The organism is Aeromonas sp. 5HA1 (assembly GCF_029237245.1).
GTDB classification, from domain to species: domain Bacteria; phylum Pseudomonadota; class Gammaproteobacteria; order Enterobacterales; family Aeromonadaceae; genus Aeromonas; species Aeromonas salmonicida.
Genome location: NZ_JAACFW010000008.1, coordinates 25,077 through 51,819 on the forward strand (window position 1 = coordinate 25,077; position 26,743 = coordinate 51,819).

At 55.6% G+C, this 26,743-nt stretch carries 23 protein-coding genes, 1 tRNA gene and 1 pseudogene; 20 read left to right on the plus strand and 5 right to left on the minus strand.

All coding sequences use genetic code 11. From position 1 onward, the window contains the following. Positions 1 to 157 precede the first annotated feature (157 nt). Both rdgB and hemW read left to right on the plus strand, forming a co-directional pair. Positions 158 to 754 (plus strand): RdgB/HAM1 family non-canonical purine NTP pyrophosphatase, encoded by a 597-nt coding sequence (rdgB, locus tag GWQ27_RS09030; protein ID WP_275907172.1) that lies wholly within the window; start codon positions 158 to 160, stop codon positions 752 to 754. A gap of 85 nt (positions 755 to 839) precedes the next feature. Next, positions 840 to 1,985, plus strand: coding sequence for a radical SAM family heme chaperone HemW (gene hemW, locus GWQ27_RS09035; RefSeq protein ID WP_159165448.1), 1,146 nt, complete (start codon positions 840 to 842; stop codon positions 1,983 to 1,985). Positions 1,986 to 2,210: 225 nt separating this feature from the next. On the opposite strand, the gene GWQ27_RS09040 is transcribed toward hemW, so the two are convergent. The 3 genes from GWQ27_RS09040 to zntR form a co-directional block, all read right to left on the minus strand. Continuing rightward, a complete protein-coding gene (locus GWQ27_RS09040) occupies positions 2,211 to 2,447 on the minus strand; it encodes a ribosome alternative rescue factor ArfA (protein WP_159165447.1) in 237 nt (78 codons plus the stop codon). A 131-nt stretch (positions 2,448 to 2,578) separates the two neighbouring features. Continuing rightward, on the minus strand, positions 2,579 to 3,118 hold the full coding sequence (locus GWQ27_RS09045; protein ID WP_275907173.1) for a dihydrofolate reductase family protein: 540 nt from the start codon (positions 3,116 to 3,118) through the stop codon (positions 2,579 to 2,581). Between the two features lie 81 nt (positions 3,119 to 3,199). Beyond that, positions 3,200 to 3,640 carry a Zn(2+)-responsive transcriptional regulator gene (gene zntR, locus GWQ27_RS09050; protein WP_059113499.1) on the minus strand — a complete coding sequence of 147 codons (441 nt, stop codon included), beginning with the start codon at positions 3,638 to 3,640 and terminating at the stop codon, positions 3,200 to 3,202. A 431-nt stretch (positions 3,641 to 4,071) separates the two neighbouring features. Between zntR and purH the strand changes: the two genes are divergently transcribed. The 18 genes and pseudogenes from purH to GWQ27_RS09140 all read left to right on the plus strand — a co-directional run bounded on the left by purH (position 4,072) and on the right by GWQ27_RS09140 (position 22,814). Further along, the gene (gene purH, locus GWQ27_RS09055) at positions 4,072 to 5,664 is read left to right on the plus strand and encodes a bifunctional phosphoribosylaminoimidazolecarboxamide formyltransferase/IMP cyclohydrolase (RefSeq protein WP_275907174.1); all 1,593 of its coding nucleotides are present in this window, start codon (positions 4,072 to 4,074) and stop codon (positions 5,662 to 5,664) included. 116 nt (positions 5,665 to 5,780) lie between these two features. Then, positions 5,781 to 7,070: a phosphoribosylamine--glycine ligase gene (gene purD, locus GWQ27_RS09060; protein ID WP_275907175.1), complete on the plus strand. Its 1,290-nt coding sequence runs from the start codon at positions 5,781 to 5,783 to the stop codon at positions 7,068 to 7,070. A 299-nt stretch (positions 7,071 to 7,369) separates the two neighbouring features. Further along, entirely contained in the window at positions 7,370 to 7,744 is a 375-nt protein-coding gene (locus tag GWQ27_RS09065) for a cytochrome b562 (protein WP_005318930.1), read from the plus strand. Next, a complete protein-coding gene (locus GWQ27_RS09070) occupies positions 7,725 to 8,276 on the plus strand; it encodes a cytochrome b/b6 domain-containing protein (protein WP_111589071.1) in 552 nt (183 codons plus the stop codon). Before GWQ27_RS09065 ends, GWQ27_RS09070 begins: the two co-directional genes overlap by 20 nt. Before the next feature lie 345 nt (positions 8,277 to 8,621). Further along, positions 8,622 to 10,886: an alpha amylase C-terminal domain-containing protein gene (locus GWQ27_RS09075; protein WP_275907176.1), complete on the plus strand. Its 2,265-nt coding sequence runs from the start codon at positions 8,622 to 8,624 to the stop codon at positions 10,884 to 10,886. A gap of 189 nt (positions 10,887 to 11,075) precedes the next feature. Then, positions 11,076 to 11,546, plus strand: coding sequence for a tetratricopeptide repeat protein (locus tag GWQ27_RS09080; protein WP_275907177.1), 471 nt, complete (start codon positions 11,076 to 11,078; stop codon positions 11,544 to 11,546). Between the two features lie 512 nt (positions 11,547 to 12,058). Further along, complete coding sequence (locus GWQ27_RS09085) at positions 12,059 to 13,504, plus strand: site-specific integrase (protein WP_275907178.1); 1,446 nt, start codon at positions 12,059 to 12,061, stop codon at positions 13,502 to 13,504. Further along, on the plus strand, positions 13,497 to 14,507 hold the full coding sequence (locus tag GWQ27_RS09090; RefSeq protein ID WP_275907179.1) for a DUF6387 family protein: 1,011 nt from the start codon (positions 13,497 to 13,499) through the stop codon (positions 14,505 to 14,507). Before GWQ27_RS09085 ends, GWQ27_RS09090 begins: the two co-directional genes overlap by 8 nt. A gap of 98 nt (positions 14,508 to 14,605) precedes the next feature. Continuing rightward, positions 14,606 to 14,836 carry a helix-turn-helix domain-containing protein gene (locus GWQ27_RS09095; protein ID WP_212540074.1) on the plus strand — a complete coding sequence of 77 codons (231 nt, stop codon included), beginning with the start codon at positions 14,606 to 14,608 and terminating at the stop codon, positions 14,834 to 14,836. Between the two features lie 17 nt (positions 14,837 to 14,853). After that, positions 14,854 to 15,066, plus strand: a pseudogene (locus GWQ27_RS09100) (ogr/Delta-like zinc finger family protein); the annotation flags it as partial. 116 nt (positions 15,067 to 15,182) lie between these two features. Next, the gene (locus GWQ27_RS09105) at positions 15,183 to 15,818 is read left to right on the plus strand and encodes a GPO family capsid scaffolding protein (protein ID WP_275907180.1); all 636 of its coding nucleotides are present in this window, start codon (positions 15,183 to 15,185) and stop codon (positions 15,816 to 15,818) included. A gap of 13 nt (positions 15,819 to 15,831) precedes the next feature. Beyond that, positions 15,832 to 16,797, plus strand: a complete 966-nt coding sequence (locus GWQ27_RS09110) for a P2 family phage major capsid protein (protein WP_275907181.1) — start codon at positions 15,832 to 15,834, stop codon at positions 16,795 to 16,797. A gap of 4 nt (positions 16,798 to 16,801) precedes the next feature. After that, positions 16,802 to 17,527, plus strand: coding sequence for a hypothetical protein (locus GWQ27_RS09115; RefSeq protein WP_275907182.1), 726 nt, complete (start codon positions 16,802 to 16,804; stop codon positions 17,525 to 17,527). A gap of 80 nt (positions 17,528 to 17,607) precedes the next feature. Next, complete coding sequence (locus GWQ27_RS09120) at positions 17,608 to 18,078, plus strand: host cell division inhibitor Icd-like protein (protein ID WP_275907183.1); 471 nt, start codon at positions 17,608 to 17,610, stop codon at positions 18,076 to 18,078. Beyond that, entirely contained in the window at positions 18,075 to 18,326 is a 252-nt protein-coding gene (locus GWQ27_RS09125; RefSeq protein ID WP_125601595.1) for a hypothetical protein, read from the plus strand. Before GWQ27_RS09120 ends, GWQ27_RS09125 begins: the two co-directional genes overlap by 4 nt. Next, positions 18,323 to 21,034: a DUF927 domain-containing protein gene (locus GWQ27_RS09130; RefSeq protein WP_275907184.1), complete on the plus strand. Its 2,712-nt coding sequence runs from the start codon at positions 18,323 to 18,325 to the stop codon at positions 21,032 to 21,034. The genes GWQ27_RS09125 and GWQ27_RS09130 overlap by 4 nt, the downstream gene beginning before the upstream one ends. Positions 21,035 to 21,189: 155 nt before the next feature. Next, on the plus strand, positions 21,190 to 22,257 hold the full coding sequence (locus GWQ27_RS09135) for a hypothetical protein (RefSeq protein ID WP_275907185.1): 1,068 nt from the start codon (positions 21,190 to 21,192) through the stop codon (positions 22,255 to 22,257). A 104-nt stretch (positions 22,258 to 22,361) separates the two neighbouring features. Continuing rightward, positions 22,362 to 22,814 carry a hypothetical protein gene (locus GWQ27_RS09140; protein WP_275907186.1) on the plus strand — a complete coding sequence of 151 codons (453 nt, stop codon included), beginning with the start codon at positions 22,362 to 22,364 and terminating at the stop codon, positions 22,812 to 22,814. Positions 22,815 to 24,580: 1,766 nt separating this feature from the next. Here the strand turns inward: GWQ27_RS09140 and GWQ27_RS09145 are convergent. Together GWQ27_RS09145 and rpoD are read right to left on the minus strand one after the other, a co-directional pair. Beyond that, positions 24,581 to 24,657: transfer RNA gene (locus GWQ27_RS09145), tRNA-Ile, on the minus strand. Between the two features lie 193 nt (positions 24,658 to 24,850). After that, positions 24,851 to 26,716, minus strand: coding sequence for an RNA polymerase sigma factor RpoD (gene rpoD / locus GWQ27_RS09150; RefSeq protein WP_081100716.1), 1,866 nt, complete (start codon positions 26,714 to 26,716; stop codon positions 24,851 to 24,853). Between the last annotated feature and the right edge of the window lie 27 nt (positions 26,717 to 26,743).

Below are 26,743 nucleotides of genomic sequence, written 5' to 3' on the forward strand. Positions count from 1 at the left end.
AATCACTTTGGTTATTCCTATACGGAAACATGTATGTTATTCGCACCTCCACCGGGGTCAAAGTAGTGGCCAGCCTCGGAGGTATTGAGGGCAATTGGCGCTTTTACTCAAGGCGTGCCCCGCATAGAATGCGCAGATTATTTTGCGGAGGTGCTCGATGAACAAGCTTGTCCTGGCAACAGGGAACCAGAAAAAGGTGAAGGAATTGGCCACCATGCTGGCCGATATGAAGATCCAGGTGATCCCACAGAGCGAGTTTGCTGTGCCTGATGCCGACGAGACCGGCACCACCTTCGTCGAGAATGCCATCATCAAGGCCCGTCACGCCGCCCGCATCACAGGTCTGCCCGCCGTCGCCGACGACTCGGGACTGGAAGTGGATCTGCTGCACGGTCGCCCCGGCGTCTACTCCGCCCGCTTTGCCGGTGCAGGTGCCAGCGACAAGGAGAACATCGACAAGCTGCTGGCCGAGCTCAAGGGTGCCCCCGACTATCTCAAGAGTGCCCGCTTCTGGTGCGTGCTGGTCTACATGCGTCACGCCGACGATCCCACCCCCATCATCTGCCAGGCAAGCTGGGAGGGGATGATCATCGACGAGCCCCGCGGCCAGCACGGCTTTGGCTATGATCCCGTGTTCTTTGTCCCCGACCATGACTGCACCTCGGCCCAGATGCCGGGCGAGCTGAAAAACCAGCTGAGTCATCGCGGCCAGGCGCTGGCCAAGCTGAAAGCCGCTCTGGCTGCGACTCACTGAGTTCGCCGCCTCTCGCCAATCAAGCATTGTCATCTACAATGGGGGCCGTCAGCCCCCGTTTTTATTTTTGATTATTGGAAGCCCCATGCTGCAACTGCCGCCCCTCTCCCTCTATATCCATGTGCCCTGGTGCGTCCAGAAGTGCCCTTACTGCGACTTCAACTCCCACGCCCAGAAAGGGGAGCTGCCCCACCTCGAGTATGTGGCCGCTCTGCTGGAGGATCTGGATCTGGATCTGAAGTGGGCCCAGGGGCGTCCGCTCTCCTCCATCTTTATCGGCGGTGGCACCCCCAGCCTGCTGACGGTAGAGGCCATGCAGACCCTGCTGGACGGGGTACGTGCCCGCATCCCCCTGACGCCGGATTGCGAGATCACTATGGAGGCCAACCCGGGCACTGTGGAGGCGGACAAGTTCGCCGGCTTCAAGCAGGCGGGCATCAACCGCATCTCCATCGGGGTACAGAGCTTCCAGCAAGAAAAATTGACCCGGCTCGGTCGCATCCACGGCCCCGAAGAGGCTCGCAAGGCCGCAGCGCTGGCCCACGCCATCGCGCTTCCCACCTTCAACCTGGACCTGATGCACGGCCTGCCGGATCAGAGCCTGGACGACGCCCTCTATGATCTGCAGCAGGCCATCGACTGCGCGCCGCCGCATCTGTCCTGGTATCAGCTCACCATAGAGCCGAACACGGCGTTCGCCTCCAAGCCGCCACGGCTGCCGGAGGATGACACCCTGTGGGACATCTACGAGCAGGGGCACGCCATGCTCACCGCCCGGGGCTATCAGCAGTACGAGATCTCGGCCTATGCCAAAGCGGGCTACCAGTGCCGCCACAATCTCAACTACTGGCGTTTCGGCGATTATCTCGGGATAGGTTGCGGCGCCCACGGCAAGATGACGGACCTTGCCAGCGGCCAGATACTGCGCAGCGCCAAGGTGAAGCACCCGAAAGGCTATCTGGATCCCGCCCGCCCCTACCTGGACAAGCAGTGGCAGGTGACCGAGGACGAACTGCCGCTGGAGTACTTCATGAACCGGTTCAGATTATTCGAGCCGGCCCCCAAGGCGGAGTTCGAGGCTTACACCGGCTTGGGCCTGGAGCGGGTGGAGACTATGCTCGCGATTGCCCAGACCAAGGAGCTGATCGAAGACCTGGGGGATTGCTGGCAGCTCACCTCCCTCGGCCATCGCTACCTGAATGTGCTGCTGGAACTCTTTATGGACGAGTAAAAACTTGTTCACGATCTTGCTGCGAAACCGTGATCAAGGCTCATGCGCTGCTCGGAATCCTCACGTATGCCTATACGCTCCGGTTCCTGCGCTGCTCTTCACCTTGTTGACCGTTTCTCGCGACAGGTCGTGAGCCAAGTATTGGCGAGCCGTTTTCGCCATAAAACAATCAGGGCGCCATTGGCGCCCTGATTGTTTTGAATCCTGCCTATGGCAGAAACCCGCTCAGCAACAGACGCGTCCCATCTGCTGTTGGCCGGGCTCCCACCGCTTGCCATATTTGGCCTTGCGCTGGTAACTCCCCTTGCCCTTTTTGTTTTGCTCGACCCGGCTGCGAAACAGCGGATCCGTGAGCAGGGCTTGCAAGTGGTTATCCTTTATCTCCCCGCGCCTGTGGGCATAGCCTGCCTGAGCGGCGATATCCTGCACGATGACGGGCTCATCAACCCTTCTCTTGACCATAGTGGCTCCTTCTCTTCTCTCTCGTTATTGGCTGGATGGCGGTTTTCTCTGCAGGCCCTGTGGCCCAGGTCAAAAACGCAGCGATTTTGTCACCAAATCGCCGCCGTCACAATGGCATCCTGGCAAACTGATCAGCCCTTTTGCTCTCGCTGGTAACTCACCTGAACAATCCCGCTTGGCAGCGTCTTCACCTGAGCTGGATGCCAATGACTCACCGGGATATCAGTTCCGAACAGCGGAATGCCTTTGCCAAGCAGCACTGGGACGCTGGACAGCGTCAGCGTATCGACCAGGTCGGCCTGCAGAGCCTGGCGCACCAGGTTGCCGCCATCCAGATAGACATGACGGGCCCCTTCATCCCATAGCCTAGCCAGTATCTGCCTCAGTTCACCACTGACAAATTGTTCCTGATAGCGAGGCTCGACGGGATTGTGCGTCATCACCCTGACTCTCAATCCGTCATAGGGCCAGACGCCGAACCCCATGATGGCATCATAGGTATTGCGCCCCATCAGCAGCGTATCGCTATGCTCCATCAGCGCATTGAACCCGGTTTCATCGGGGGGATCGGAAGAATAAGGCGTCAACCAGTCGAGTGAGTGGGCCTCCCCCGCGATGAAGCCATCAAGGGAAAGCGCCAGGAAGACGGTGACTTCGGGTCTTGTCATCATGATGTTTGTCTCTGTGCGCAAACGGCTGATAGGGCGCTATCTGGATGCTCGCCACCAGCAACCGCTGTCGGGTCAATGGGTTTATTCATGAGCGTGGGCATGATGCTCATGCTGGGCGGGGGCGCCGGATTCGAGCACCTCCAGGATGGCACAGTGCTCCGCCGAGCGAGGACCGCCGCAGCAGATGTTGGAGAGCTCGCGCAGATTCTCGCGAAAGCGGGTCAGCTCCACGATTTTCTGCTCCACCTGGGCCAGCTTGGTGTCGGCCACCGCCTTCACCTCCTGACAGGTCACCTTGGCCTTGTGGGTGTCGAGATCGAGCAGCTCACCTATGTCGGCAAGGGAGAAGCCCACCGACTTGGCACGAATGATGAACTCCAGTCGCCGCCTGTCCTGCTCGCCGTAGAGGCGGTAGCCGGACTCGTTGCGGATCCCCGGCGAGATGAGGCCGTTCTTCTCGTAAAAGCGCAGGGTATCCGCCTTTACCCCGCACGCCTTGGCCAGTTCACCGATCCGATACATGCCCTGCCTCCCTTCTGGTTTGCCACTCGAAAAAACCGGAACCTACTATCGCCCCTTTGCCCCTTGATTGCCAGCCAAGGGCAGGAAAGGGGCAAGCAAAAGGTGAGTCCGCCGCTTTTTTTCATCAAAACACTGAAAAGACAAACGTTTCACAAAAAACAACCAGAAAACGTTTAACACCGCACCAGACAAGGCTTTGTCACTTTAAAAAATCCACCACAGGTCACATTTTTTGTGTAGAATACGCGCCCACAAGAGAGCGTCGCGTCAAGCGGGTATTTCCTAAAACGCTTTTGCCAGAAACGGGTCTTTCAGGCGAGAGTGGTTTGCGAAATCCCCCACTTACATTTATTTGGGGACTCTCTGTGTTTGGTGCGACCCAGTGCGCTTGCCTGCCATAGAAGTTCCCGCATGCTGAGGACGATAGTGTGATGGAACAAGCTCGACCCATTCGCCGTGCACTGCTGAGTGTGTCTGACAAGACTGGCATCCTGGAATTTGCCAAGGCACTCAACGAACGTGGCGTGGCCCTGCTCTCCACTGGCGGCACCGCCAAGCTGCTCGGCGACGCGGGTCTGCCGGTGACCGAGGTCTCCGACTACACGGGTTTCCCTGAAATGATGGATGGTCGGGTCAAGACCCTGCATCCCAAGGTTCATGGCGGCATTCTCGGCCGTCGGGATCAGGATGACGCCATCATGGCCCAGCACAATATCTCCCCCATCGACATGGTTGTCGTCAACCTCTACCCCTTTGCCGCTACCGTGGCCAAAGCCGGTTGTACCCTGGCCGATGCAGTCGAAAACATCGACATCGGCGGCCCGACCATGGTGCGCTCCGCCGCCAAGAACCACAAAGACGTGGCAATTGTGGTCAAGGCAGCCGACTACGCACGCGTGATCGCCGAGATGGATGCCAACGGCAACAGCCTGAAACTGGCTACTCGTTTTGACCTTGCCATCGCCGCCTTCGAGCACACAGCCGCCTATGACGGCATGATCACCAACTACTTCGGTACCATGGTGCCCTCGTATGGTGACAACAAGGAAGGCGACGCCGAGTCCCGTTTTCCGCGCACCTTCAACAGCCAGTTCATCAAGAAGCAGGACATGCGCTACGGCGAGAACAGCCATCAGGCTGCCGCCTTCTATGCCGAGGAGCATGCCACCCCGGGTTCTGTCGCAAGCAGCCAACAGCTGCAGGGCAAGGCGCTCTCCTACAACAACATCGCCGATACCGACGCGGCGCTGGAGTGCGTGAAAGAGTTCAGTGAGCCCGCCTGCGTCATCGTCAAGCACGCCAACCCCTGTGGCGTGGCCATCGGCGATGACCTGCTGACTGCCTACGATCGCGCCTACCAGACCGACCCCACTTCCGCCTTTGGCGGCATCATCGCCTTCAACCGCGAACTGGACGGGGCCACCGCAGCCGCCATAGTCGCGCGCCAGTTCGTGGAAGTGATCATTGCCCCGAGCGTGAGCCAGGAGGCTCGCGATGTAGTCGCCGCCAAGCAGAACGTTCGTCTGCTCGAGTGCGGCCAGTGGACTGCACTGGCTCAGGGGTTTGACCTCAAACGGGTCAACGGCGGCCTGCTGGTGCAAGAGCGGGATCTCGGCATGGTGACCCAGGGCGACCTGAAAGTGGTCAGCAAGCGCCAGCCAACCGAAGCCGAACTGAAAGATCTGCTGTTTTGCTGGAAAGTGGCCAAGTTCGTCAAATCCAACGCCATCGTCTACGCCAAAGAGGGCCAGACCATAGGCGTCGGCGCCGGCCAGATGAGCCGGGTCTACTCCGCCAAGATCGCCGGCATCAAAGCCGAGGATGAAGGGCTGACAGTCGCGGGCTCCGTCATGGCGTCCGATGCCTTCTTCCCGTTCCGTGACGGCATCGATGCCGCCGCGGCCGCCGGTATCGCCTGCGTCATCCAGCCAGGTGGCTCGATGCGCGATCAGGAGGTGATCGACGCCGCCGACGAACATGGCATGACAATGGTGTTCACCAACATGCGCCATTTCCGTCACTGATGAGTCAGGGTCGCCGCTGGCGACCCTTTTGTTGTCTCTTTTCAACTGACTATTTTCAACCGGAGACACGCCATCTGCGGCCGAGCCGGTTACCACAAATAGAAGCGAGCGATACGATGAAAGTACTGATCATTGGCAACGGCGGTCGTGAACACGCCCTGGCCTGGAAGGCCAAACACTCTCCACTGGTGCACCACGTCTTCGTCGCACCAGGCAATGCGGGCACCCAGCTGGAGCCTGGCGTCGAGAACGTCGCCATCGAGGCGACCGACATCGAAGGGCTGCTGGCCTTTGCCAAAGAGAAACAGGTCGGTCTCACCATAGTCGGGCCTGAAGCCCCGCTGGTGAAGGGGGTGGTCGATGCCTTCCGCGCCGCCGGTCAGCCCATCTTTGGCCCAACCGCCGCCGCCGCCCAGCTGGAAGGCTCCAAGGCCTTCACCAAGGATTTCCTGGCACGTCACGCCATTCCGACCGCCGACTACCAGAACTTCACCGAGGTGGAACCTGCGCTCGCCTATCTGCGTGAGAAGGGTGCTCCCATCGTCATCAAGGCCGATGGTCTGGCGGCAGGTAAAGGCGTGATCGTCGCCATGACCCTGCAAGAAGCGGAAGACGCCGTGCGTGACATGCTCTCCGGCAATGCATTTGGCGATGCCGGTGCCCGTGTGGTGATCGAAGAGTTTCTGGATGGGGAAGAGGCGAGCTTCATCGTCATGGTGGATGGCGAGCATGTGCTGCCCATGGCCACCAGTCAGGATCACAAGCGGGTCGGCGACGGCGACACAGGCCCCAACACCGGCGGCATGGGCGCATACTCCCCGGCACCCGTGGTCACCGATGCGGTGCACAAGAAGGTGATGGAGCAGGTGATCATGCCAACCGTGTGTGGCATGGCGGCCGAAGGCAATGTCTACACCGGCTTCCTCTACGCCGGCTTGATGATAGATGGCCAGGGCAACCCCAAGGTGATCGAGTTCAACTGCCGCTTCGGCGACCCCGAGACCCAGCCCATCATGCTGCGAATGCAGTCCGATCTGGTGGAGCTCTGCCTGGCCGCCTGCGAAGGCAAGCTGGATCAGAAAGAGGCCATCTATGATCCTCGCGCCGCCATCGGTGTTGTGCTGGCAGCGGGTGGTTATCCTGGCGACTACAGCAGCAATCACCCCATCAGCGGCTTGCCGGTGGATGAAGTGGCCGGTGAGAAGGTGTTCCATGCCGGTACCCGACTGGAAGGGGATACCAGCCTGACCCAGGGTGGCCGCGTGCTGTGCGCCACCGCGCTGGGCTACACGGTTGCCGAGGCGCAGCAACGCGCCTATCAGCTGGCTGGTCGCATCAAGTGGGATGGCATCTTCTACCGCAAGGACATCGGCTGGCGTGCCATAGAGCGCGAGCAGGAGCAGTAATTCCCGCCTTCGCCACCATCTTGATCATCAGGGCCTGCGGGCCCTTTTTTCTGCCTGGCACCGCCCGATTACCAGCAACGGGGTTGTGATGTCGCTATTCCTCCCCTCGCCAACGTCCATCGTCTGACAAACCAGGTGCCATTCGGCGTGCTACATGTGATCAGCACAATGGACACACTTGGTCACAATTGGTCGTACTTTCTTCATACAATTGCCCAATCTTCATGGCATCATGTTAAATTAACCGCACTCAAAAGAGTGCCATAAGAAACCGCAATGTCGTCCAATAAGGAAATTCCATGTTGAAAACTGTTCGCCCCCTGTTGCTGCCCCTGATGTTTGGCCTGATGACCCTGCCTGCCATGGCGGGTGATCTGGAACAGCCGATGAAGAAGATCGGCTTCAACTACAAGCAGGCTGTCAAAGCTGACGATGCAGCCACCATGGAGAAGCACATCAACGAGATGAAGGCTCAGCTCGACGTCGCCAAGCAGAAGAACATGCCAACAGCCAAGAAAGAGAAGTTCCTGGAAGGCATGAACGAGGTGCAGAGCGAGCTGGATGCCAGCCTGGCCGCCCTCAAGGCAGGTGACGAGGCCAAGGCGCGCGAGCACCTGGCCAAGGTCAATGACCTGAAGAAGGAGTACCACAAATATGCCAAGCAAAAAGGCTGATCCCTTTCACTGGGATAGTCTGGTCCGCCTCACCCATTGGGGTGTGGCGGCTGCCTGTATCGGCAATCTCTGGCTCAACGAAGCCGGGGAGGAGTGGCATGAATGGCTGGGGTACGCAGCCATGGCACTGATTGTCCTGCGCCTGCTGTGGGGACTCTCTTTCGCCAAAGACCATGCCCGGTTGCGATCCCTGATCCCGAGCCGGGAAGATTTTCGCCAGCAGGCCGTGGAGCTGCGGGAACGTGCTCCGGCCGCCCCCGGTCATCATGGCAGCGGCAAACTGGCAGTATGGGCGCTCTGGCTGACCGTACTGGCCACCGCAGGTAGCGGCTGGTTCCAGAACACGGAGACGGGGTTTGAGCTGGGTGCCGATGACTGGCACGTCTGGTGCACCTGGGCGTTGCAGGGGCTGATTGCTCTGCACCTGACGGCCCTGGCGTTCACCTCCTGGCGTCAGCGCAGCAACCTGGTAGCTCGCATGTTGCCGATGCGCCAGCGGACCGCAACAGCCCGGCAAGAGCCGCACTCTTGACCCAGACGGGCATCCTCCCCGGGTGCCCGTATCCCGACACAATTTAGGTGCAGCCATGCTGCATCGGCAAACCCGCACCTGCTACCCAGTCATCCTTCCCCTGCTTAACGCCAGCATCTATACCGAATGACTCCGGCGTTGGAAAGCCCCATACCTTGTCATCGATAACCGTTCAAATAGCGCATGAAAGCATTTTCATTCACAATTATTAACTAAATATAATTGTTTGATTTTCAACCAGATCGATTTCATTGATGCTATTGAGCCGAACGAGGATTGTTCGTTGTCCGTTCGAAATTCCGACAGTGACACATCAATAACAGCAAAATCGAAGGGAAAATCGTCATGCACAACACACTGTTTCGAACTGCCATGCTCGCTGCGGTGCTGAGCTCATTCAGCCACACAACCGCCGCCGAAGGCGTCATGGTTCACCTGTTCCAATGGAAGTTCAACGACATCGCCAACGAGTGCGAGAATGTCCTCGGCCCCAAAGGATTCGGAAGCGTTCAGATCACGCCGCCAGCCGAGCACAAGCAAGGAAGTCAGGTCTGGTGGACCGTCTATCAACCTGTCAGCTTCAAAAATTTCAACAGCTTCGGCGGCAGCGAGGCTGAGCTCAAGAGCATGATCGCCCGCTGTAACGCCGCCGGGGTCAAGATCTACGCCGATGCCGTCTTCAACCAGCTGGCATCGGGCACGGGAACCGCCACCGGCGGCGGCAGCTACAACTCGGGGCAATATCAGTATCCCCAGTTCGGCTACAACGACTTTCACCATAGCGGTGACATCACCAACTACGGCGACAGCAACAACGTCTGGAATGGCGCGCTCTACGGGATGCCGGACCTGAAAACCGAGTCGCCCTATGTGCAGGATCAGATTGCCACCTATATGAAGACCCTGCTCGGTTGGGGAGTTGCAGGTTTTCGGGTTGACGCGGCCAAACACATGCCCCCTGCCGATGTGAAGGCAATCCTCGTCAAGGCCGGCTCCCCAAAAGCCTATCTGGAAGTGATCGGCGCAGGTGGTGAATCCGCCGAGATCCAGCCCAATCGCTACACCCATGTCGACACAGTCACCGAGTTCAAGTACGGCACCGATCTTGCCGCCAACTTCAACGGCAAGATCAAAAATCTCAAGACCCTGGGAGAAAGCTGGGGCCTGCTCCCTTCCGACAAATCCTTCATCTTCGTGGTCAACCACGACCGCGAGCGCGGTCACGGTGGCGGCGGCATGCTCACTTTCATGAACGGTGCCCGCTATGAGCTGGCCAACGTCTTCATGATGGCCTGGCCCTATGGCTGGAAACAGGTAATGTCGGGATATCGCTTCGAGAACATGGGTGCCTACGAAACCGACAAGGGCGCCCCCGGCAGCACACCTTGCTCCGATACCCAGTGGAACTGTGAACAACGCCGTCCACAGATCATGAACATGGCCATGTTCCACAACCAGACCAAGGATCTGCCGGTCAACAACTGGTGGGATAACGGCAACAACCAGATTGCCTTCGGTCGGGGGGACAAAGGTTTCGTCGCCATCAACAACGAAAGCGGCAACCTGATAGCCTCGATCCAGACCGGACTGCCCGCTGGTGAGTACTGCAACATCCTGAGTGGCAATGATTACTGCAGCGGCGCCTACATCAAGGTCGACGGCAGCGGCAAGGCCAGCCTGAACCTCGCCGGCATGAAGGCCGCCGCCATCCTGGCCGGCTGTACCAAGGCAGCCCCTTGCGGTGGCGTCATACCGGGTAACCGATTCAGCAGCCTGAACCTGCGCGGTACTCATAATGCCTGGGGCAACACGGCAATGCAGGTGGATGACAACCGCATCTGGTCGGCCATCGTCAACTTCACCGGCGCCGGTGACACCAGCGGTGCCCAGCGTTTCAAGTTCGATGTGTTTGGCAACTGGACCGAGAACTACGGTGACAACGAAGGGGACGGCATTGCCGACAAGGGCAGCACCAGGGATATCTACTTCAATGGTGCAGGCCAGTATCGCATCGCTCTCAAGGAGAGCGATCTCAGCTACACGGTCACGGCGTTGAACAACAACCAGGCACCAGTTGCGGTCATCTCGCCCAAAAACCCCAGCGTCAAGCTGAGTGAGAGCCTGGTGTTTGACGCCTCAGGTTCCACCGATGATGCCGGTGTTGCGAGTTACAGCTGGTCCACAGGTGGCAGCGGCAAGACAGAGACTGTCCAGTTCGATACCCCGGGTTCCCGCACAGTGACAGTCACTGTCACCGATACAGAAGGGCTGACAGCCAGTGCCAGCGCGACAGTGAACGTGACCGACGGCAGTGACGCCTACACCAGCGAGCTGCCGACCCTGCACTTTCGCGGTACCCCGAACGGCTGGGGTGTTCTTGCCATGACCCTGGTCGCCGACAATCAGTGGGAAGCACGAGTCACCTTCGATGGCCAGACCAACCAGCGCTTCAAGTTCGATGTAAAGGGCGACTGGAGCCAGAACTACGGGGATACCAACAAGGATGGCGTCGCCGAGCTGACCGGTGCCGACATCACTACCCCGGTGGTGGGAGCCTATGTGGTCCGCTTCAACGATCAAACCCTGACCTACAGCCTGAACGCCCAGTAAACCCCAAGGGGTTGCGACGCTTTCAGGTTGCGACCAACCAGCAGGGCCTCCTTCCCATCCGGGCAGGAGGCCCTGCTCATTTGGGGCCATCTCAACTGCCCCTTGCACCCACACGATAGCGCGCCCTCTGTCATTTCCCGGTCGCCGACTCGCAGGCATACTGAATCGACATTCCCAGCAGGAGCGCATATGGAACAGCTACAAAATCTGAAAGCCGAGGGACGGATCGAAGAGGCTCGTCAACACGGCCTGCTTCAGCTCGCAGAGCGTCCGCAAGACGCCAAGCTGCATTATGAAGTGGCTGGCCTGCACGATAACCTGGGGCGAGAGGCACAAGCGATCCCCCTCTATCAGCGGGCCATCGCACTGGGATTAACGGGTGATGCGCTGCGCGGAGCCTGGCTCGGCCTTGGCAGCTCTTATCGCACCACAAGGCAGTACCTGGAGGCGCTGGCGGCCTTAGAGCAGGGTCTGGTCTGCTTCCCGAATGCCAATGAGTTGAAGGTATTTCGTGCCATGGTTTGCTACAACATGGGGCGCCACAAGGAGGGAATGGAGAGCCTGCTGGCGGTGCTGGCAGAGACGACAACCGCTCCCGATCTGATCCCTTATCGACGCGCCATGGCGCTCTACGCCACGGATCTGGATCGGAGATGGTAAGCGCCAGAAACGACAACGCCGCTCATGATGAGCGGCGTTGTCTGGATTTGGTGGCCCCTGCCCGACTTGAACGGGCGACCAATCGATTATGAGCGTGGGAAAATGGCTTTTTACTGTATTTACGTACAGTATATGATGTTATATAAATCAATACCTTAGACTGACATGCTTATTTTATGACCTTCCCCACTCTTCCCCCATATTCTCCCTCTGACGTATCCTATACGTATCCTTTTTCGACCAATCGATTTCTAGGATACCCGGATCGATTGGTCGGCCAAGAGCAGGCTAGCCAGGGAAAGGAGCAGCAAACGCCACTCCCCCCTTGGGCCAAAAAAGGTCGCATAGGGTTTAAATATTGAGGTTACAGAGGTTACAAGGTTACAACCCCCTACAAGCCACGGTTTAGCTGGGTTTGTTTGTAACCTCACCATAAATAGTCAGAGGTTACAGAGGTTACAAGACCTGTCTTGCCTGCCCTTCCTCTGGCTAGCCTGTTTTGTGGGAGGAAGATGAAAGCGTTCAAATTCACCAAGGCCACGATCGATGCACTGCCCCCCGCACCAGAGGGGAAGCAGGTCGAGTACTGTGATGCCATGGTGCAGGGGCTGAGGCTCCGGGTCGGGGCCACTGGGAGCAAGTCGTTTAGCGTGGCCAAGAGCAAAGAGGGACGCTTTATCAGGGCGACCTTGGGGCGCTACCCGGCACTGACCATCGACATGGCCCGCGCCAAGGCGTTGGAGATCCTGGGCGATGTGGCCATGACTGGCCAGAACCCTAACGTGATCCGGCGTGAGCAGGACAAGTTGAAGGTCACCCTGGGCGAAGCCATTGATGCCTACCTTGCCAGCCGAGGGGATCGGATCAGGTCGGAGACAGCCAAGCACTACCGCGCCGATCTCAACAACTACTCCGGCGACTGGATGACGATCTCCTTGCTCAAACTCACCAGGGAAAAGATCGAGGTACGGCACAAGGCCATCACCGAGGGCTTGCCCGGCTCTTGGCATGGCGCGGCCCGTGAGTTTCGCAAGGCGGGGACCGGCAAGGGCAGCAAGGCACAGGCCGACCGCTGGGCGCGTACCCTGCGGGCCGTGTGGCGCTTTGCCCGCGACCATTACCGGGACGCCAATGATCGGGTGATGCTGCCTGAGCCACCCACCGAAGTCTTGAGCAGCAAGCGCCTCTGGCACAATAACCCCAGACGCAATGACCGGATCCGCACTCACGAACTCCGGCGCTGGCTGGATGCGGTGGAACAGGTCAGGCAATACGCCATCGACTGGCGAGACGACACCACCGCCACCGTCTGCGATGCCATCGACATGGCACTGTTTACCGGCTTGCGCCGTTCCGAAGTGTTCCAGCTCACCTGGGATCGCGTCAGTATGAGCGGTGGTTACTTCTGGATTGATAAGACCAAGAACGGCGACCCGCTGGAACTGCCGATCACCGAAACCCTGCTCACCATCTTCCGCCGCCGCTGGCACTGGAACCTAAAACAGAGCCTGTTCGTATTTCCTGGCCGTAATCCTGATCGTCCCATTCATGAGCCGCGCCGGGTCATTGCCAAGATATGCGCCGCCACCGTCCCCCACCCAAACCCGGACGGCCTGCCGCCGCTCGAGTTCAAATGCCACGATGCCCGCCGCACCTTTGGCACCGTGGCCGAACTGGCCGAGGTCGGCCAGTACACCATCAAGCGGCTGATGAACCACCGCACTCTGCGCAGTGCTGACGTGACGCAAGGCTATATCCATTTCACAGCGGACGAGCTGCGTAAACCGGCGACCAGGATCGAGCGGGATATTTTGGAATATGCAGGCCGCCTGGACAGTACAAATAATGCCAATAGCAATCTAATGACTATTTTTGCAACGTTATCAGAGCAGGAGCAAAGACGCTTATTGCTAAGCCTGCATGAAGCCCCGAATAATAGAGGAGAGAACGGTGTTTAAAGCTGATTACATGGAAAATGAAGAGTTCAAACTCTCTCTAAAAAATGGTGTGATGCACACTAAAATAATCACTGCCTTTCAAAATGAAAAATATAAAAACATTAGTGAATCAACCACTCAAGAGGTAATTGAACAACTTCACTTGCGGGCTAATATCCATGACCTACTAGTAAATAATGACCCAGCCGCAGGCCACTATATCGAGCCATGGCTGAAAATGTATCTATCCGACAGCCTTACTATTCATCGACCAGATGACATACAAATAAATATATTCGACTTTATGAAAGGACGGTGCGACGCAACAAAGATTAGAGAAATAATAAAATCAACTGGAATTTCAGAAATAACTACGTTAAGAGAGATCCGGGCCAAGGCATACGAACTACAAGTTTTTATGAACGACATTATATTGGATGAGCCAAAGGTACTTTCATACCTGAACAGTGTGACACCACTATCCGTCGAAAAGGTCTATGAAATGGCTCGGGTTGCAGAGTCTAAAGAACTAAGTCCTGTCGACTCGTTCAGTGCACATCATACCATTGAAGCTAACATTGATGTTTTTGCGCCAAAACTCCAATATTCTCCAGGTGAAAACATTGTTGTGGCAATCAACTTAAGTCACTACACAAACAAAGAAATCCTCGAGGATATAAGTCGTCTGCTGGACACATGGCGTCAGGAGTGCGCCATCGAATTAAGACAAGACAGCATGAAGGTAAGTAATAACTCACTGAGGAAAATCATTACCAATAAATACATTATGCTGCTAGATACGATGATCGCCAATCAGCTTTACCCTGGTGTTATTAGTGATGAGTTAATTCTTTCACTAGTATACCCACACTTAAATATAGAGCCTGAGTCATTGCGAAAAACATATAGGAAGAATGCACTGGCTTTTGCTGACGTACAATGTTTAAGGACCTGGGAAAGGACACTGACTCATGCTGGGGTATGGGATATGCCAATTCAGCAAGCAATAACAGAAGACTTCTAACAGCACAAGTAAAAAAACCAAGACCACTTTTATCCCTCCCGTTTTCATGGCACCCCAGAGAAAATCAGCTGCATTAAATCAATGCAGGGGGTGCCAATATGAAATCCGCAATTAACCAAAGTACGCCAGACCGTCTCACCCGTCGTGAGGCTGCCGCCTACCTTGGGTTGTCAGAGAAGACCCTCGGGGTGTGGGCCAGTAATGGCCGCTATGAACTCCCTTACTACAAACTGGGTAACCGCACCCTCTACGAACGCGCCGATCTCGATGCGTTCCTGGCAGCACGAAAGATGCTGCATTCCAGCAAACCAGCGAATCCCATCCAATAACCTTGGAGGTACTCACTATGCGTGTGATGTGCACCGAGTGCGGCCAGTTGGGCCGCATCACCAAAACCAACCGCATAACAGCGGGGGTCGCCAACCTCTATTGCCAATGCACAGATGTTAATTGTGGGCACTCCTGGGTATCCACCCTGGCCTATAGCCACACCCTGAGCCCATCCGCCAAAAGTGCCAGCGACATGGCAATAAGCCTGGTGCGTGGCCTGTCGCCAGAAGCACATGGCACCTTGAGCCAAAGCGTGACAGCGCACCAACAGCAATTAGATATGCAGGCTGCACTGGAGCAGACCAATTCACTGACGAAACCACTTGTAACCCGGAGAGCCGCACAATGACAAGCCAAGTAAAAACCGGCTGGATTTGCATCGCCAGCACGGGGCGAACACTGGATGGCCGCATCATCACGCCCGAGTGTCTGCGCCAGTTGGCCGAGACATACGACCCGAACTTTTACGTGGCCAACCTCTGGCCGGATGGGGTACGGGGTCGCCCGCTGGGGCACGTCCACGCCGTGAAGCTGCAAGAGCAAGGCGACCAGCTCAAGCTGCTGGCCGAGCTGTGCCCCACCCTGGAACTGATAGACCTCAACACCAGCGGCGCCCATGCCTTTTGCGCCATTGAGGCCAGCGAGAATTTCGCGGGCACTGGCAAGTGGTATCTGTCCGGCGTGACTGTCACTGACCAGCCCACCTTGACGGGGCTCACCCAGTTGCAATTTAGCGCCAAGCCGCCGAGCAGGCGCCCCCTGCTGGTGCCTGTGTCTGCGCCCGTTGTGCCTGCAAAACCCACTTTCCGGACATCAAAACCCGAGCAGATGTTTAGCCAGATAGAGGCCCTGTCGGCGAGGTTGACGGCCCTTTGCCAAAAGCTCGACAGCCTCACCCCGTATCGACCCAACCAGCCGAGCGCCCCCGCTGCTGACCGCAGTGACGACCCCACCCACGCCAACCATTACCGCATTTACTAAGGAGTCCCACTCAATGAGCTTATCTGACCTGCTGCGCGATGTGCGTCTGAGCTTTATCCCTGCGCCTCAACCCAGCTTTGGCAACCTCGACAACGCCGCCAGCATGGCACTGACAGCGGCCATGCTACAGGCCGCCCCGTTTCTGTGGATGGTCTCTATCCAGGGCGTGGATGACCCCCACGCGCTGCGCTTTGACCCGCTCAAGCCAGCCCTGCGCAGTGGCCGCAAGGCACAAGGGCGCTTTCTGGTGCGGGCCGAGCCAAGCAAGCGTGAACACGAATACGAAGAGCTGGACAGCAGCGCTATCTGGACGTGGCAACAGCTGGCCCAGATGCTGGCAGGGCTCGACCAGCGCCAAGTCAACAACCTGCTCGAAGAGCTGGCGCTGGCCGCCTTTGCGGATGACCTGATACGGGTCGGCTTCCATGGCCAGACCGCCGCCGTCAACACCGACCCCGAGGCCAACCCGAACGGGGAAGATGTGATGATGGGCTGGCCTACGCTGGCCAAGGCCGCCGACCCCGAGGGGCTGCGGGTGCTGCGCGATGCCGTGACGTTCGACCCCAGCGGCAAAGGCGATTTCACCGACCTGGACGCGATGGTGTATGCCCTGATTGAGAAGTTGCCCGAAGCGTACCGCCAAGACCCGCGCTTGGTGGTGATGGTCGGCGGCGACCTGCTACGCGCCCACCAGAAAGCCCACCTCAAAGCCGGACAGGTACGGGACAAGACCCAGCGCATGAAGATTGCCGACCTGGGCTTTGTCTCGCACCAGCACATGCCGAGCACCTATCTGGCTATTACCCTGGTCGAGAACCTGCAAGTGCTCACCGTCAACCACACCCACCGCCTCAACGCGGGGGACATTGACGACCTCGCCAGCTGGGGCATTCGCTACAACCGCGCCCAGTCCTACGCCCTGGGCGAGCCCACCGCTTACGCCGCCTTTGATGCCATCACCCTTGCCACCGAGGAGTAACCCCATGCAACAACCGACTTTGCAGGCCGTGCCGACTATTCAGCTCCCTAATGCCCCAGTGGGCACCCGCGCCAGCCGACTGGATGAACACGTGGCCTTGTTCCAAAGCGAGCATCAAAAGCTGATGGAGCTGGACAGCGAAATTCAGGTACTGCGTGCACAACGCAAAGCCCTGTTGGCCCAAATCCCAACCGCCAAGGAGCGCCGCGAAGAGCTGCGCCAGGGGCGCATTAACCAACTGATGGGCGGGGAAGTGTCACTGGAAGCGGCGCGGGAATACCGCGAGCTGGGGGAGCTGCTGGAGGATGCCAAGGCGGCGGCCATCTTGTCGGAGTCTCAGGAAAAGCGCTTGGCCATGCCGCTCTATCAGTCCCAGCTGGCGGTCAACAGCGCCCAGAGCATGGTGGCCGGAGGCTATGAAAGCTATCTCGACCACAAGGTGATGCCGTCCATCCTCAACGGGCTCAAGGGGCGACTGGCCGAGCTGGCCGCCCTGACCCACGCCAAGGCCACCATTATGGGGCAGGAAGGGGCGCGCAAGTGGGCACAGAACGAGCTGGCCCACGCCCTCAAAGAGGCAATGAGCGGTGAGCCGGTGGCACTGGATGGCGACAAGCCCGCCGCCCGTGAAGTGCTGGTCACCTCGACCCGCCCGCAAGCGGCTGACCTGCTGGCGCTGTGCAATAGCCCAGGCAAGCGCCAGTGCTTGCAGCGGGAGCTTGGGGAGTAACACAAACCGGAAATACAAAAGGGAGCCTGCCAGGGCTCCCTATTTGCTTACCCCACCCCCAATTCCAGAGGAGCAAGCCCATGCACCATAGCAAAGCCCCTGATCCCCGGCAAGAGTTGCATCCATGGATCAATTCGGATAGCCTTTCCTATGTCGCCTTAAGCAAGCGACAAGGCTGGCGGATTAAGCACCCGCAAGCAGCGACTCACGTAGGAAAATTTGTATCCCTTTCCCCCATTTCTGGCACCTTGCCGGAGATCTATCCTGTTTTGGGGGCATGGGTCGGGAGCCAAAGAAAACGCCCCCACTGTGCCTGCCTACGTGAGCACTGCTTTGCGGCTACCCGATCCGCCCTGCGTCAACTTCACGTAGGGATAACCCCAATGATATTTACCTTCCTGATCGCCACTCGTGGCCGGGTCTCAGACCTGCACCGTATACGCACCATTTCTGCTGTCGCTGATACCGAAGCCCAAGCGCGCGCCAATCTTCCTGGCTTGCCACTCGTGTTTGTTGCCCGTATTCCCAATGCGAAAAGGGGGCAAGCATGAATCAACACCCTCACCCCTCAAAAGAACTTACTCGTGTCACCGCTGATCTTGATGTATCTGCCTGCGCCCTGAATACCCTTTCCCGGTTGCTGACTGCCAGCGTGGATTGGGAGCGTAAAGACCGTATCGAACACGAAGAGTTTACCTATGGCCTATCTGGCCTGTTGCGTGGACTAGCCAAAGAGGTAGAAACCAACTCTTGCCGGATCAGTGAACTGAATGACCGGTTACCGGGAGGTGAATCATGATCTCCCCTCGTATTGTCTCTGATGTCTCCCTGGCAGCCCGTGGTCAATGGCCAGCAATCCTGGCAGAGCTGGGGCTTTCTATTCCCAAACGTGGCCAGCATGGCCCCTGCCCTGCCTGTGGTGGGAAAGACCGGTTTCGCCTGGATGACAAGGAAGGGCGAGGAACCTGGATTTGCACACAATGCGGAGCCGGTGATGGTCTAACCCTACTGGCCAAGGCCACCCACAAAAGCACCAAGGAGGCCGCCCAAGAGGTGGCCGCCCTACTCGGGCTATCCGCATCGGGTCTGGATGAGCAAGAGTTAGCGGCCCGCCGTCAAAATGCGGAGCAGATAGCGGCCAAGGCCCGACAGGACGAGGAAAAAGCCAAGCGCAAAGCCTGCACCAGGGCGGCCTCAATCATGCGAGATTGCATCAAAGGACGTAGCCCCTATCTGGCCCTTAAACATTTGCCAGATTGGCTGGCAGACACCAATCAGACCTTGATCCGCGAGGCCCGGCACAACTTCCCCCAAGGCTCCCTGGTAATACCGCTAACAGATGAAAATGATCTGCTGGTCAACGTCCAGCTAATCGACGATCAAGGCGAGAAACGCTATTTGGCCGGCGGCCAGAAAGCAGGGGCATTTCATCGGTTAACCGGTGGCCTGCAAGTCGCCATCTGTGAAGGCTACGCAACGGGCGTATCCGTCCACTTGGCAACAGGCGCAACCATCTATTGCGCCATGGATACGGGCAACCTGCTGGCAGTCGCAGAGATAGCCAAGCGCCGCGAAGGAGCAGAGCCGATCCTGATTGCGGGGGATAACGATGCCCAGATTGATGGCAACCCAGGCCAAGCCAAAGCCCAACAAGCCGCTGCAGTGGTAGGAGGGCTAGTTTGCCTTCCTCATGAGGCCGGTGATTGGAACGATTACCACCAAGCCCATGGGCTGCTCGATACCAAGAAGGCGATCATGACCTCTTACGCAAAGACTCAGACACCGGCACAACTGCCCCCCAAGACCCCAGAACTGCCAGACAATTACAGCATGAGCAAAGAGCAGCTCTTTGCCATGGAGTGGCGCGGCAAGGGAGAAGAGGCTGAACGGGTGCCAGTGCCTATCTGCTCACCCCTGCACGTCACCGCGATCACCCATACCGAGCAGGGCCAGGGCTTTGGACGATTGCTGGAATGGCGGGATACCAACGGCAAGACCCGCCGTTGGGCAATGCCCATGCGAATGCTGGTTCACAAAGGCGGTGAGGAGGTGTTCGGCCAGCTGGCAGAAAGCGGACTCAGTTATATCAACATGAGCAAAAAGAACTTGCTGCGTGATTACCTGATGAGCTGCCAACCGCAAGCCCGGATCACCTGTGTTGATCGCACCGGCTGGCACAAGCAAGCCTATGTGCTGCCAAACGGCAACCTGGGGCCGGATGCTAACGAGGTGATCCTGCAAACCACTGGCTATGTGAACAACGACTTCACTACATCCGGCACCTTGGCTGAATGGCAAGCCCAGGTGGCAGCCCTGGCGGTAGGCAACAGCCGGTTGGCCTTTTCCCTGTCCTGTGCCTTTGCGGCACCCTTGCTAACGCTGATAGGGGTCGAAGGTGGTGGTTTCCACCTGAAAGGCGAGAGCACCGACGGCAAAACCACCGTCATGATGGCCGCTGCCAGCGTGTATGGCCCCGAGGCATTCGCTCACACATGGCGGGCCACTGGTAACGCCATAGAAGGGATCGCCAGTCGCCGCAACGATGCCCTGCTCTGTCTGGATGAAATCAAGGAGGTAGATGGCCGGGAGGCGGGTCTGGTGGCCTACATGCTGGCCAATGGCCAGGGCAAGGGAAGAAGCCGCCAGGATGGGGAACTACGTGAGCGAAAACAGTGGCGCTTGTTGTTCCTCTCCACTGGCGAGCTTTCCCTGGAAGACCACGCCGAGCAAGCAGGCCAGCGCACCTTTGCCGGTATGGAGATCCGCACCATCCAGATCCCGAGTGATACCGGCAAGCACGGCGCGTTTGAAGAACTGCACGGCATGGCCGATGGCCGCCAGTTCGCCGATACCATGCGCGAGCGCCTGCAAGGCCAACACGGCACCGCCTTTCGGGCCTATGTCGAGGCATTGGCCAACGACTTGAACGAGCACAGCGCCTGGATGAAGGCCGAAATTCGCCGACTGATCACCACCATGACCCCAGAGGGCGCCGGTAATCAGGTAGGTCGAGCCATTAACCGCTTTGCCCTGGTAGCCGCAGCCGGTGAGCTGGCCACACGCTTGGGCATCACTGGATGGCAATCGGGAGAAGCCACCAAAGCCGCGAGAATTTGCCTTGATGCGTGGCTGGCCGACCGTGGCCACTTGGGCAACCAGGAAGACGCCGCAACCCTGCGCCAGATCCGCCAGTTCTTTACCGCTTACCAGTACAGCCGGTTTGCGGATTGGGATGATCCTAACCACCGACCGACTCAGATGGTGGGGTATCGGAAAAATCCCAAAGTGGGAGAAGAGGAGGGAGTGTTGTTTTTCATCCTTCCAGAAGGCTGGAAGGAAATAACGAAAGGAAGAGATTATAGAAAAGCTGCAAAGCTTTCCGTGCAAGTAGGGTGGATTGTAAAAAACCAACAGGGTAAAAGCCAAGCGACGGTTCGATTACCAAGTATGGCTAACAGACCCGCCAAGGTATACATTTTTGGCAACTCTGTATTAACAGATATGTGATTTACAAGGGCAGCAGATCGCTGCCCTTGTAGCCCTAAAGATGCTATATGTGCTAGCAGTCACAAACGGAGACGATTAACGATTGACCTATTTGGCTCTTCTTGGCACTCTGCTGCATTATTGACAAACTTCACTTCATTGTAGGTTCAGCAGATATGGCAAAGGAAAAAAAGAACAAAACGATTCATTATAAAAGAGCTGTAATAAGTCATACCAGCTCATCATTGCAAGAATTACTAGAAGCTGCATTACTAGAAAAAGAAAGTGATGTTTTTAATGCCACAAAAAGGAAAGAGTATATAAATTCAGACTCTGACTATTGCCGTTTAATCAACAGAAAACAAAAATTTAACGGAATATTTTTTGGACAACTTGTTCTTTGGGAACCAGGAAAAAGCCAAACGTATATAAAGTTAGATGAGAGTAGTGAGTCTTATGATATTGAACCAATGTCTTCAGATGATATTAAAGATGCAAAAGAAAGTGAGATAGCTCAAAAAATACAAAAGGAATTTATAAATTCAATTTTATATTTTGGTGTTTTCGATAATCATGTTGTTGTATTGCAATCAGCATCACTACGAGTTAGAGAGCTAGAAACACACCTTTCTTGGTTCCTTGGTACATGCTGTAAATCTATCAGCGCAGAGAGCGTGTTAATTCTCAAAGATAAACCTACAGCGGAAACGATTAAAAAAATAGAGGCTCAACCTGTTAAAACGGTGAAGTTAGGGGCACCGGTTGGTACTTACGAAGAGCTAAAAGAAAGAGCTCCAGATGAAAAATCTGAGGGTGCTCTTATTGAAAAAACAACATTTCAACCCAAAAATATAAAATGGGTTCCTAAAGGTATTGGTGTTGATGTTGTTAGAGCACTGATGAATGCAGGGATATTCGAGAAGGTAAGCCTAGAAGATGCCCTGGATGACGCTAACCTCAAGGTTAGCCTTGAAATATCATACTTGCGCAAGACAACAGCCAGTGGCCAAAAAATGCTTGATAACCTTGCGACATCTCTGCGACATATGGAAGATAGCGATGTTCGCATAGAGCTGCTAGGTGGTGGTACACTAAGAGGAGAAGACCTAAAACTCTCTGGGAGCATAAATGTCCAGACATTCAATGGGTTAGTGGATGAAAATGATCTCTATCGACAAATGCATGCATGGATTATGAGTAAAATAGATACAGAGATCGAGGTGGAACTGATAGAGGTAAAGTAAATGGGGAAAATGCATCATGTCAGTGAGGGGCGCATTTAATGGGCTCCATATGGTTCGCTCTCTACTCTCTCTTGGGGGGAGGAGTAACCTATGGGCTTCTGCAGTTGGCTCAACAACTGCCATCATCACCCCCATATGCAATATCATCAATATTGCTTGTACCCATCACTATATTAACAAGCTCTATAATAAAACTCTCTGATTTGAAAGAAATTGGCAACGCCAAGAATGGATTAAACAGAGATGAGGTTCGCCGATTAAACAACATCATAGATATTAAACTATTTCGAGCAAAACTCGTCATGGCTATTATTTTATTATCTATAGCCGTTGTATTTTTTACTTTTTATGTATTTTCATCTGACAATCAAATTTATTTCAGAAAGACAATTATTTTTTCCGGAGCACTTACGGGGTTCTCTTTATATTCTGTTTTCTGGGCTTGGAATGGTATAAAAGAAATTGCATCTTTTAAACAAAAAATCCAAGCAAGAGCCGATGCAAAAAAAGCGAAGGCAAGCGCTCTAAAAAGACTAAAAGAAAATACTGACAATTAAACATAAAACGGCACCGACTAGGTGCCGTTTTACAAACTGGCCAATCCCACCTCTTAAACTCAATCTAATATGTAGAGCCTCTTATCCATAGGCGCGAAGAAAGCACAGAGCATTTGCATATCCGCATCCAGCTTTAGATATGGAAAAGATCTCACAGACAGAGCTGCATCACGGAATCTGCGCTCTTCCGCTCCCGCCTACGTGCTGTGTGTATCATCCATTTTGCAAAGGCCTAGGGTTTGAAAAACAAGACTGCTTGAACGTGCCAAGCAGCAAGGACAGTATCATCAACAGCACCTTGTAGGGATACTCAGAAGCCCCACAGGTAAACCCAGAGCATACCTACACCCACACAAGCAAAAAAGAGCCACGGACAGGGCTGCGTCACGGAATCCGCGCTCATCCGCTCCCGCCTGCGGGCCGCGCCAAGAAAATTTTTTGCAAAACTGGATTACCGCAGTTTCCTAGCTCTAGGGCGCGCCGTGCTTGGGGTTTAGGTGCCAGGATGGAATTTCAAGAAGTGAAAGGAATTTCAGCTTTTGGAAAAAACACGCCCCATTTTGGGACTATACAAAAAACGTAACTATCTGATATTTATATAAAAATCATACTTTCCGTGGCGATTTCACTTGTAGTGTGCAATCCTTCAATCGTCGACGTTGGTGATATTTTCCCTTAATAAACATAAGGTTGGATAAAAACGGACTGCATGAAGAACTGCACGTTTGCAATTCTTCATGGGTGAGCATGGCATGACTACCAAGGACTTTTAGCACAGTAGGAAACTACCGCCATTTCTTTGGATAGCTCCTGGTGTGGGGACGAACGTAAGTCCCATTCTTGCGGTAGTAGCCTTTAACTTTCACAGGGCCACAGTAAGACGTTACACATGGGCTCTTGCTGTATCCGCTACCCAAACCGCTGTAAGAACTGCTGCTGTACCCTGGTGGGGCGAGATTGTATTTACATCTCGTATGGCCAATGACGTAAGTCCCATCTTTTCTGAGATATCCATTTACCCATGAGCATTCATTGAGAGCATAGGTTGCTCGAGGACTCGCTTCAGGACAGGCATAGGCGGTTGGTACAAACATGCCGTTGGAGTCGTAATGTGCAGGCTCAGCATTGCAGGGGATGTCTTCAGGGAGAGACGCACACGCCGATAGAGAGAGCGCCATAAACATGGCTAAAAAAAGTCTAATCATCGTTACACCACCATGAGTTCATTCAGTATCAAACCCCATGGTTACACACTATCAAGTGAAAGGGTTTGATATGAATCCACATTTAATCAAGATAGAAATAACTGGTTCATGGGGAGTTTTGTAACCTCTCGGGGTTACAGGTTACACCGTGGACGAAAATGGCTCTAGCCCAAGCCAGACAAGGGCTAGGGGCTTGTAACCTCACACCGTTTCCACAATGTGTAACCTCTATCAGCTTTTCAGGCCACGATAGAGGTTACAGCGCAAAGCCGCGCCAGTATTGGGCTAGAGCTGAGTTGTAACCTCGTAACCCGTGTAACCCCGGTTTTTTCTACATATAGAGATAAAAAGGAAAATGCTTGGTCATGTGAAAGAGAACCTGCAGCCAGCCTCAATGGTGTCTCTTTGAAGGGGGCCGGAGCTTTTTTTCTACATGAGGGGGAAAATTTTTTAGGAGGGATGAGAGCTTTTTTAGAGTGGATGCTCTACAGGCTGAAATATCCTATAGGTATCCTAACGAAAAGAGGGTTGGCGAGTACTAACTCGCCAACCCTCTGGAATTGGTGGCCCCTGCCCGACTTGAACGGGCGACCAATCGATTATGAGTCGACTGCTCTAACCAACTGAGCTAAGGGGCCAGAATGTTGGTTTGCGGCGTGGATTATAGGGGATGTCTGCTAGTCAGTCCATAGGCAGATCAATCACTTGGCGACATTTTGTCCACTCGGCTATCAATATGTCTGTTCCCCCGGTCTCTTCGTCAAACCCGCATAAAACAAAGCCCCGCATGGCGGGGCTTTTGAGACGGCAACTCGGGCAGATACCTATGGACTATTCGTCCAGGAAGCTGCGCAGCACTTCCGAGCGGCTCGGATGACGCAGTTTGCGCAGCGCCTTGGCTTCGATCTGGCGAATACGCTCGCGGGTAACGTCGAACTGTTTGCCCACTTCCTCAAGGGTGTGGTCAGTGTTCATGTCGATCCCGAAACGCATCCGCAGCACCTTGGCTTCGCGTGCGGTCAGACCGGCCAGCACTTCGCGGGTAGCGTTGCGCAGACTCTCGCTGGTCGCAGCGTCAGCTGGCAAAGCAAGCGTATTATCTTCGATGAAGTCGCCCAGGTGGGAATCTTCATCATCACCAATGGGCGTCTCCATGGAGATGGGCTCTTTGGCAATTTTCAGTACCTTGCGGATCTTGTCTTCCGGCATGCCCATGCGCATGGCCAGCTCTTCCGGATTCGGTTCACGACCCATCTCCTGCAGCATCTGACGGGAGATACGGTTGAGCTTGTTGATGGTCTCGATCATGTGCACCGGGATACGGATGGTACGGGCCTGATCCGCGATGGAGCGGGTAATGGCCTGACGGATCCACCAAGTGGCATAGGTCGAGAACTTGTAGCCGCGACGGTATTCAAACTTGTCTACCGCTTTCATCAAACCTATGTTGCCTTCCTGGATCAGATCCAGGAACTGCAGACCACGGTTGGTGTACTTCTTGGCGATAGAGATAACCAGACGCAAGTTGGCCTCAACCATCTCTTTCTTCGCACGGCGGGCCTTGGCCTCACCAATGCTCATGCGACGGTTGATATCTTTGATCTGGGCGATGGACAGCCCCGTCTCTTCTTCAATCTGCTGCAGTTTGCCGATGGAACGCAGTACTTCTTCGTCCATCTCAAGCAGACGTGGAGACCAAGCCTTGCCGGCCTGTTTCTGGTATTCAAACCAGGCAGTTTCACACTCATTGTTGGTGAAGGCCGCAACGAAGGTTTTCTTCGGCATTTTGGCCTGCTCAACGCAGAGTTTCATGATGATGCGTTCCTGCACGCGGACACGCTCCATCATTTCGCGCATGTTGTTGACCAGGCGATCGAACTGCTTGGGCATCAGGCGGAATTGACGGAACACATCGGCCAGCTGGGCAATCGCAGCCTGGGTATCTTCGTGAGCACGGCCATTCTTCTGAATGGAGAGGCGAGTTACCTCATACTGGGCACGCAGATCACCAAACTTCTCGCGAGCAACTTCCGGATCAGGGCCACCGTCACCTTCGTCATCCGAGCTGTCACCATCGTCGTCTTCATCTTCGTCTTCGTCTTCGTCTTCGTCGGCCAGATCGTCTTCGCCGAGTTCGGAACCGATATGGGTAGCAGTCGGTGCTACATCATCGGCCTCGTTGGGATCGATAAAACCTGAGATGATGTCGGACAGACGCAGCTGTTCGGCTTCGTATTTATCATACTGCTCGAGCAGATAGGTAATCGCTTCCGGGTACTCTGCAACGGAGCTTTGTACCTGGTTGATACCGTCTTCTATCCGCTTGGCGATGTCGATTTCGCCTTCGCGGGTCAACAGTTCGACGGTACCCATTTCCCGCATGTACATGCGGACGGGATCGGTCGTTCGACCAATCTCAGATTCAACAGATGCCAGTGCCTGGGCAGCTGCTTCGGCAGCGTCCTCATCGGCGGTACCACCTTCAGCCATGATAAGGTCATCGGCATCCGGGGCGTTTTCAACCACCTGAATACCCATGTCGTTGATCATCTGGATGATGTCTTCGATCTGGTCAGAGTCGACAATGTCTTGCGGGAGGTGATCGTTCACCTCGGCATAGGTCAGGTAGCCCTGTTCTTTACCTTTGGCAACGAGGAGTTTAAGCTGAGACTGCGGGGTTTGCTCCATAGAACTCATCCGGTTGGTGATGCTAGGTTGCGCGTA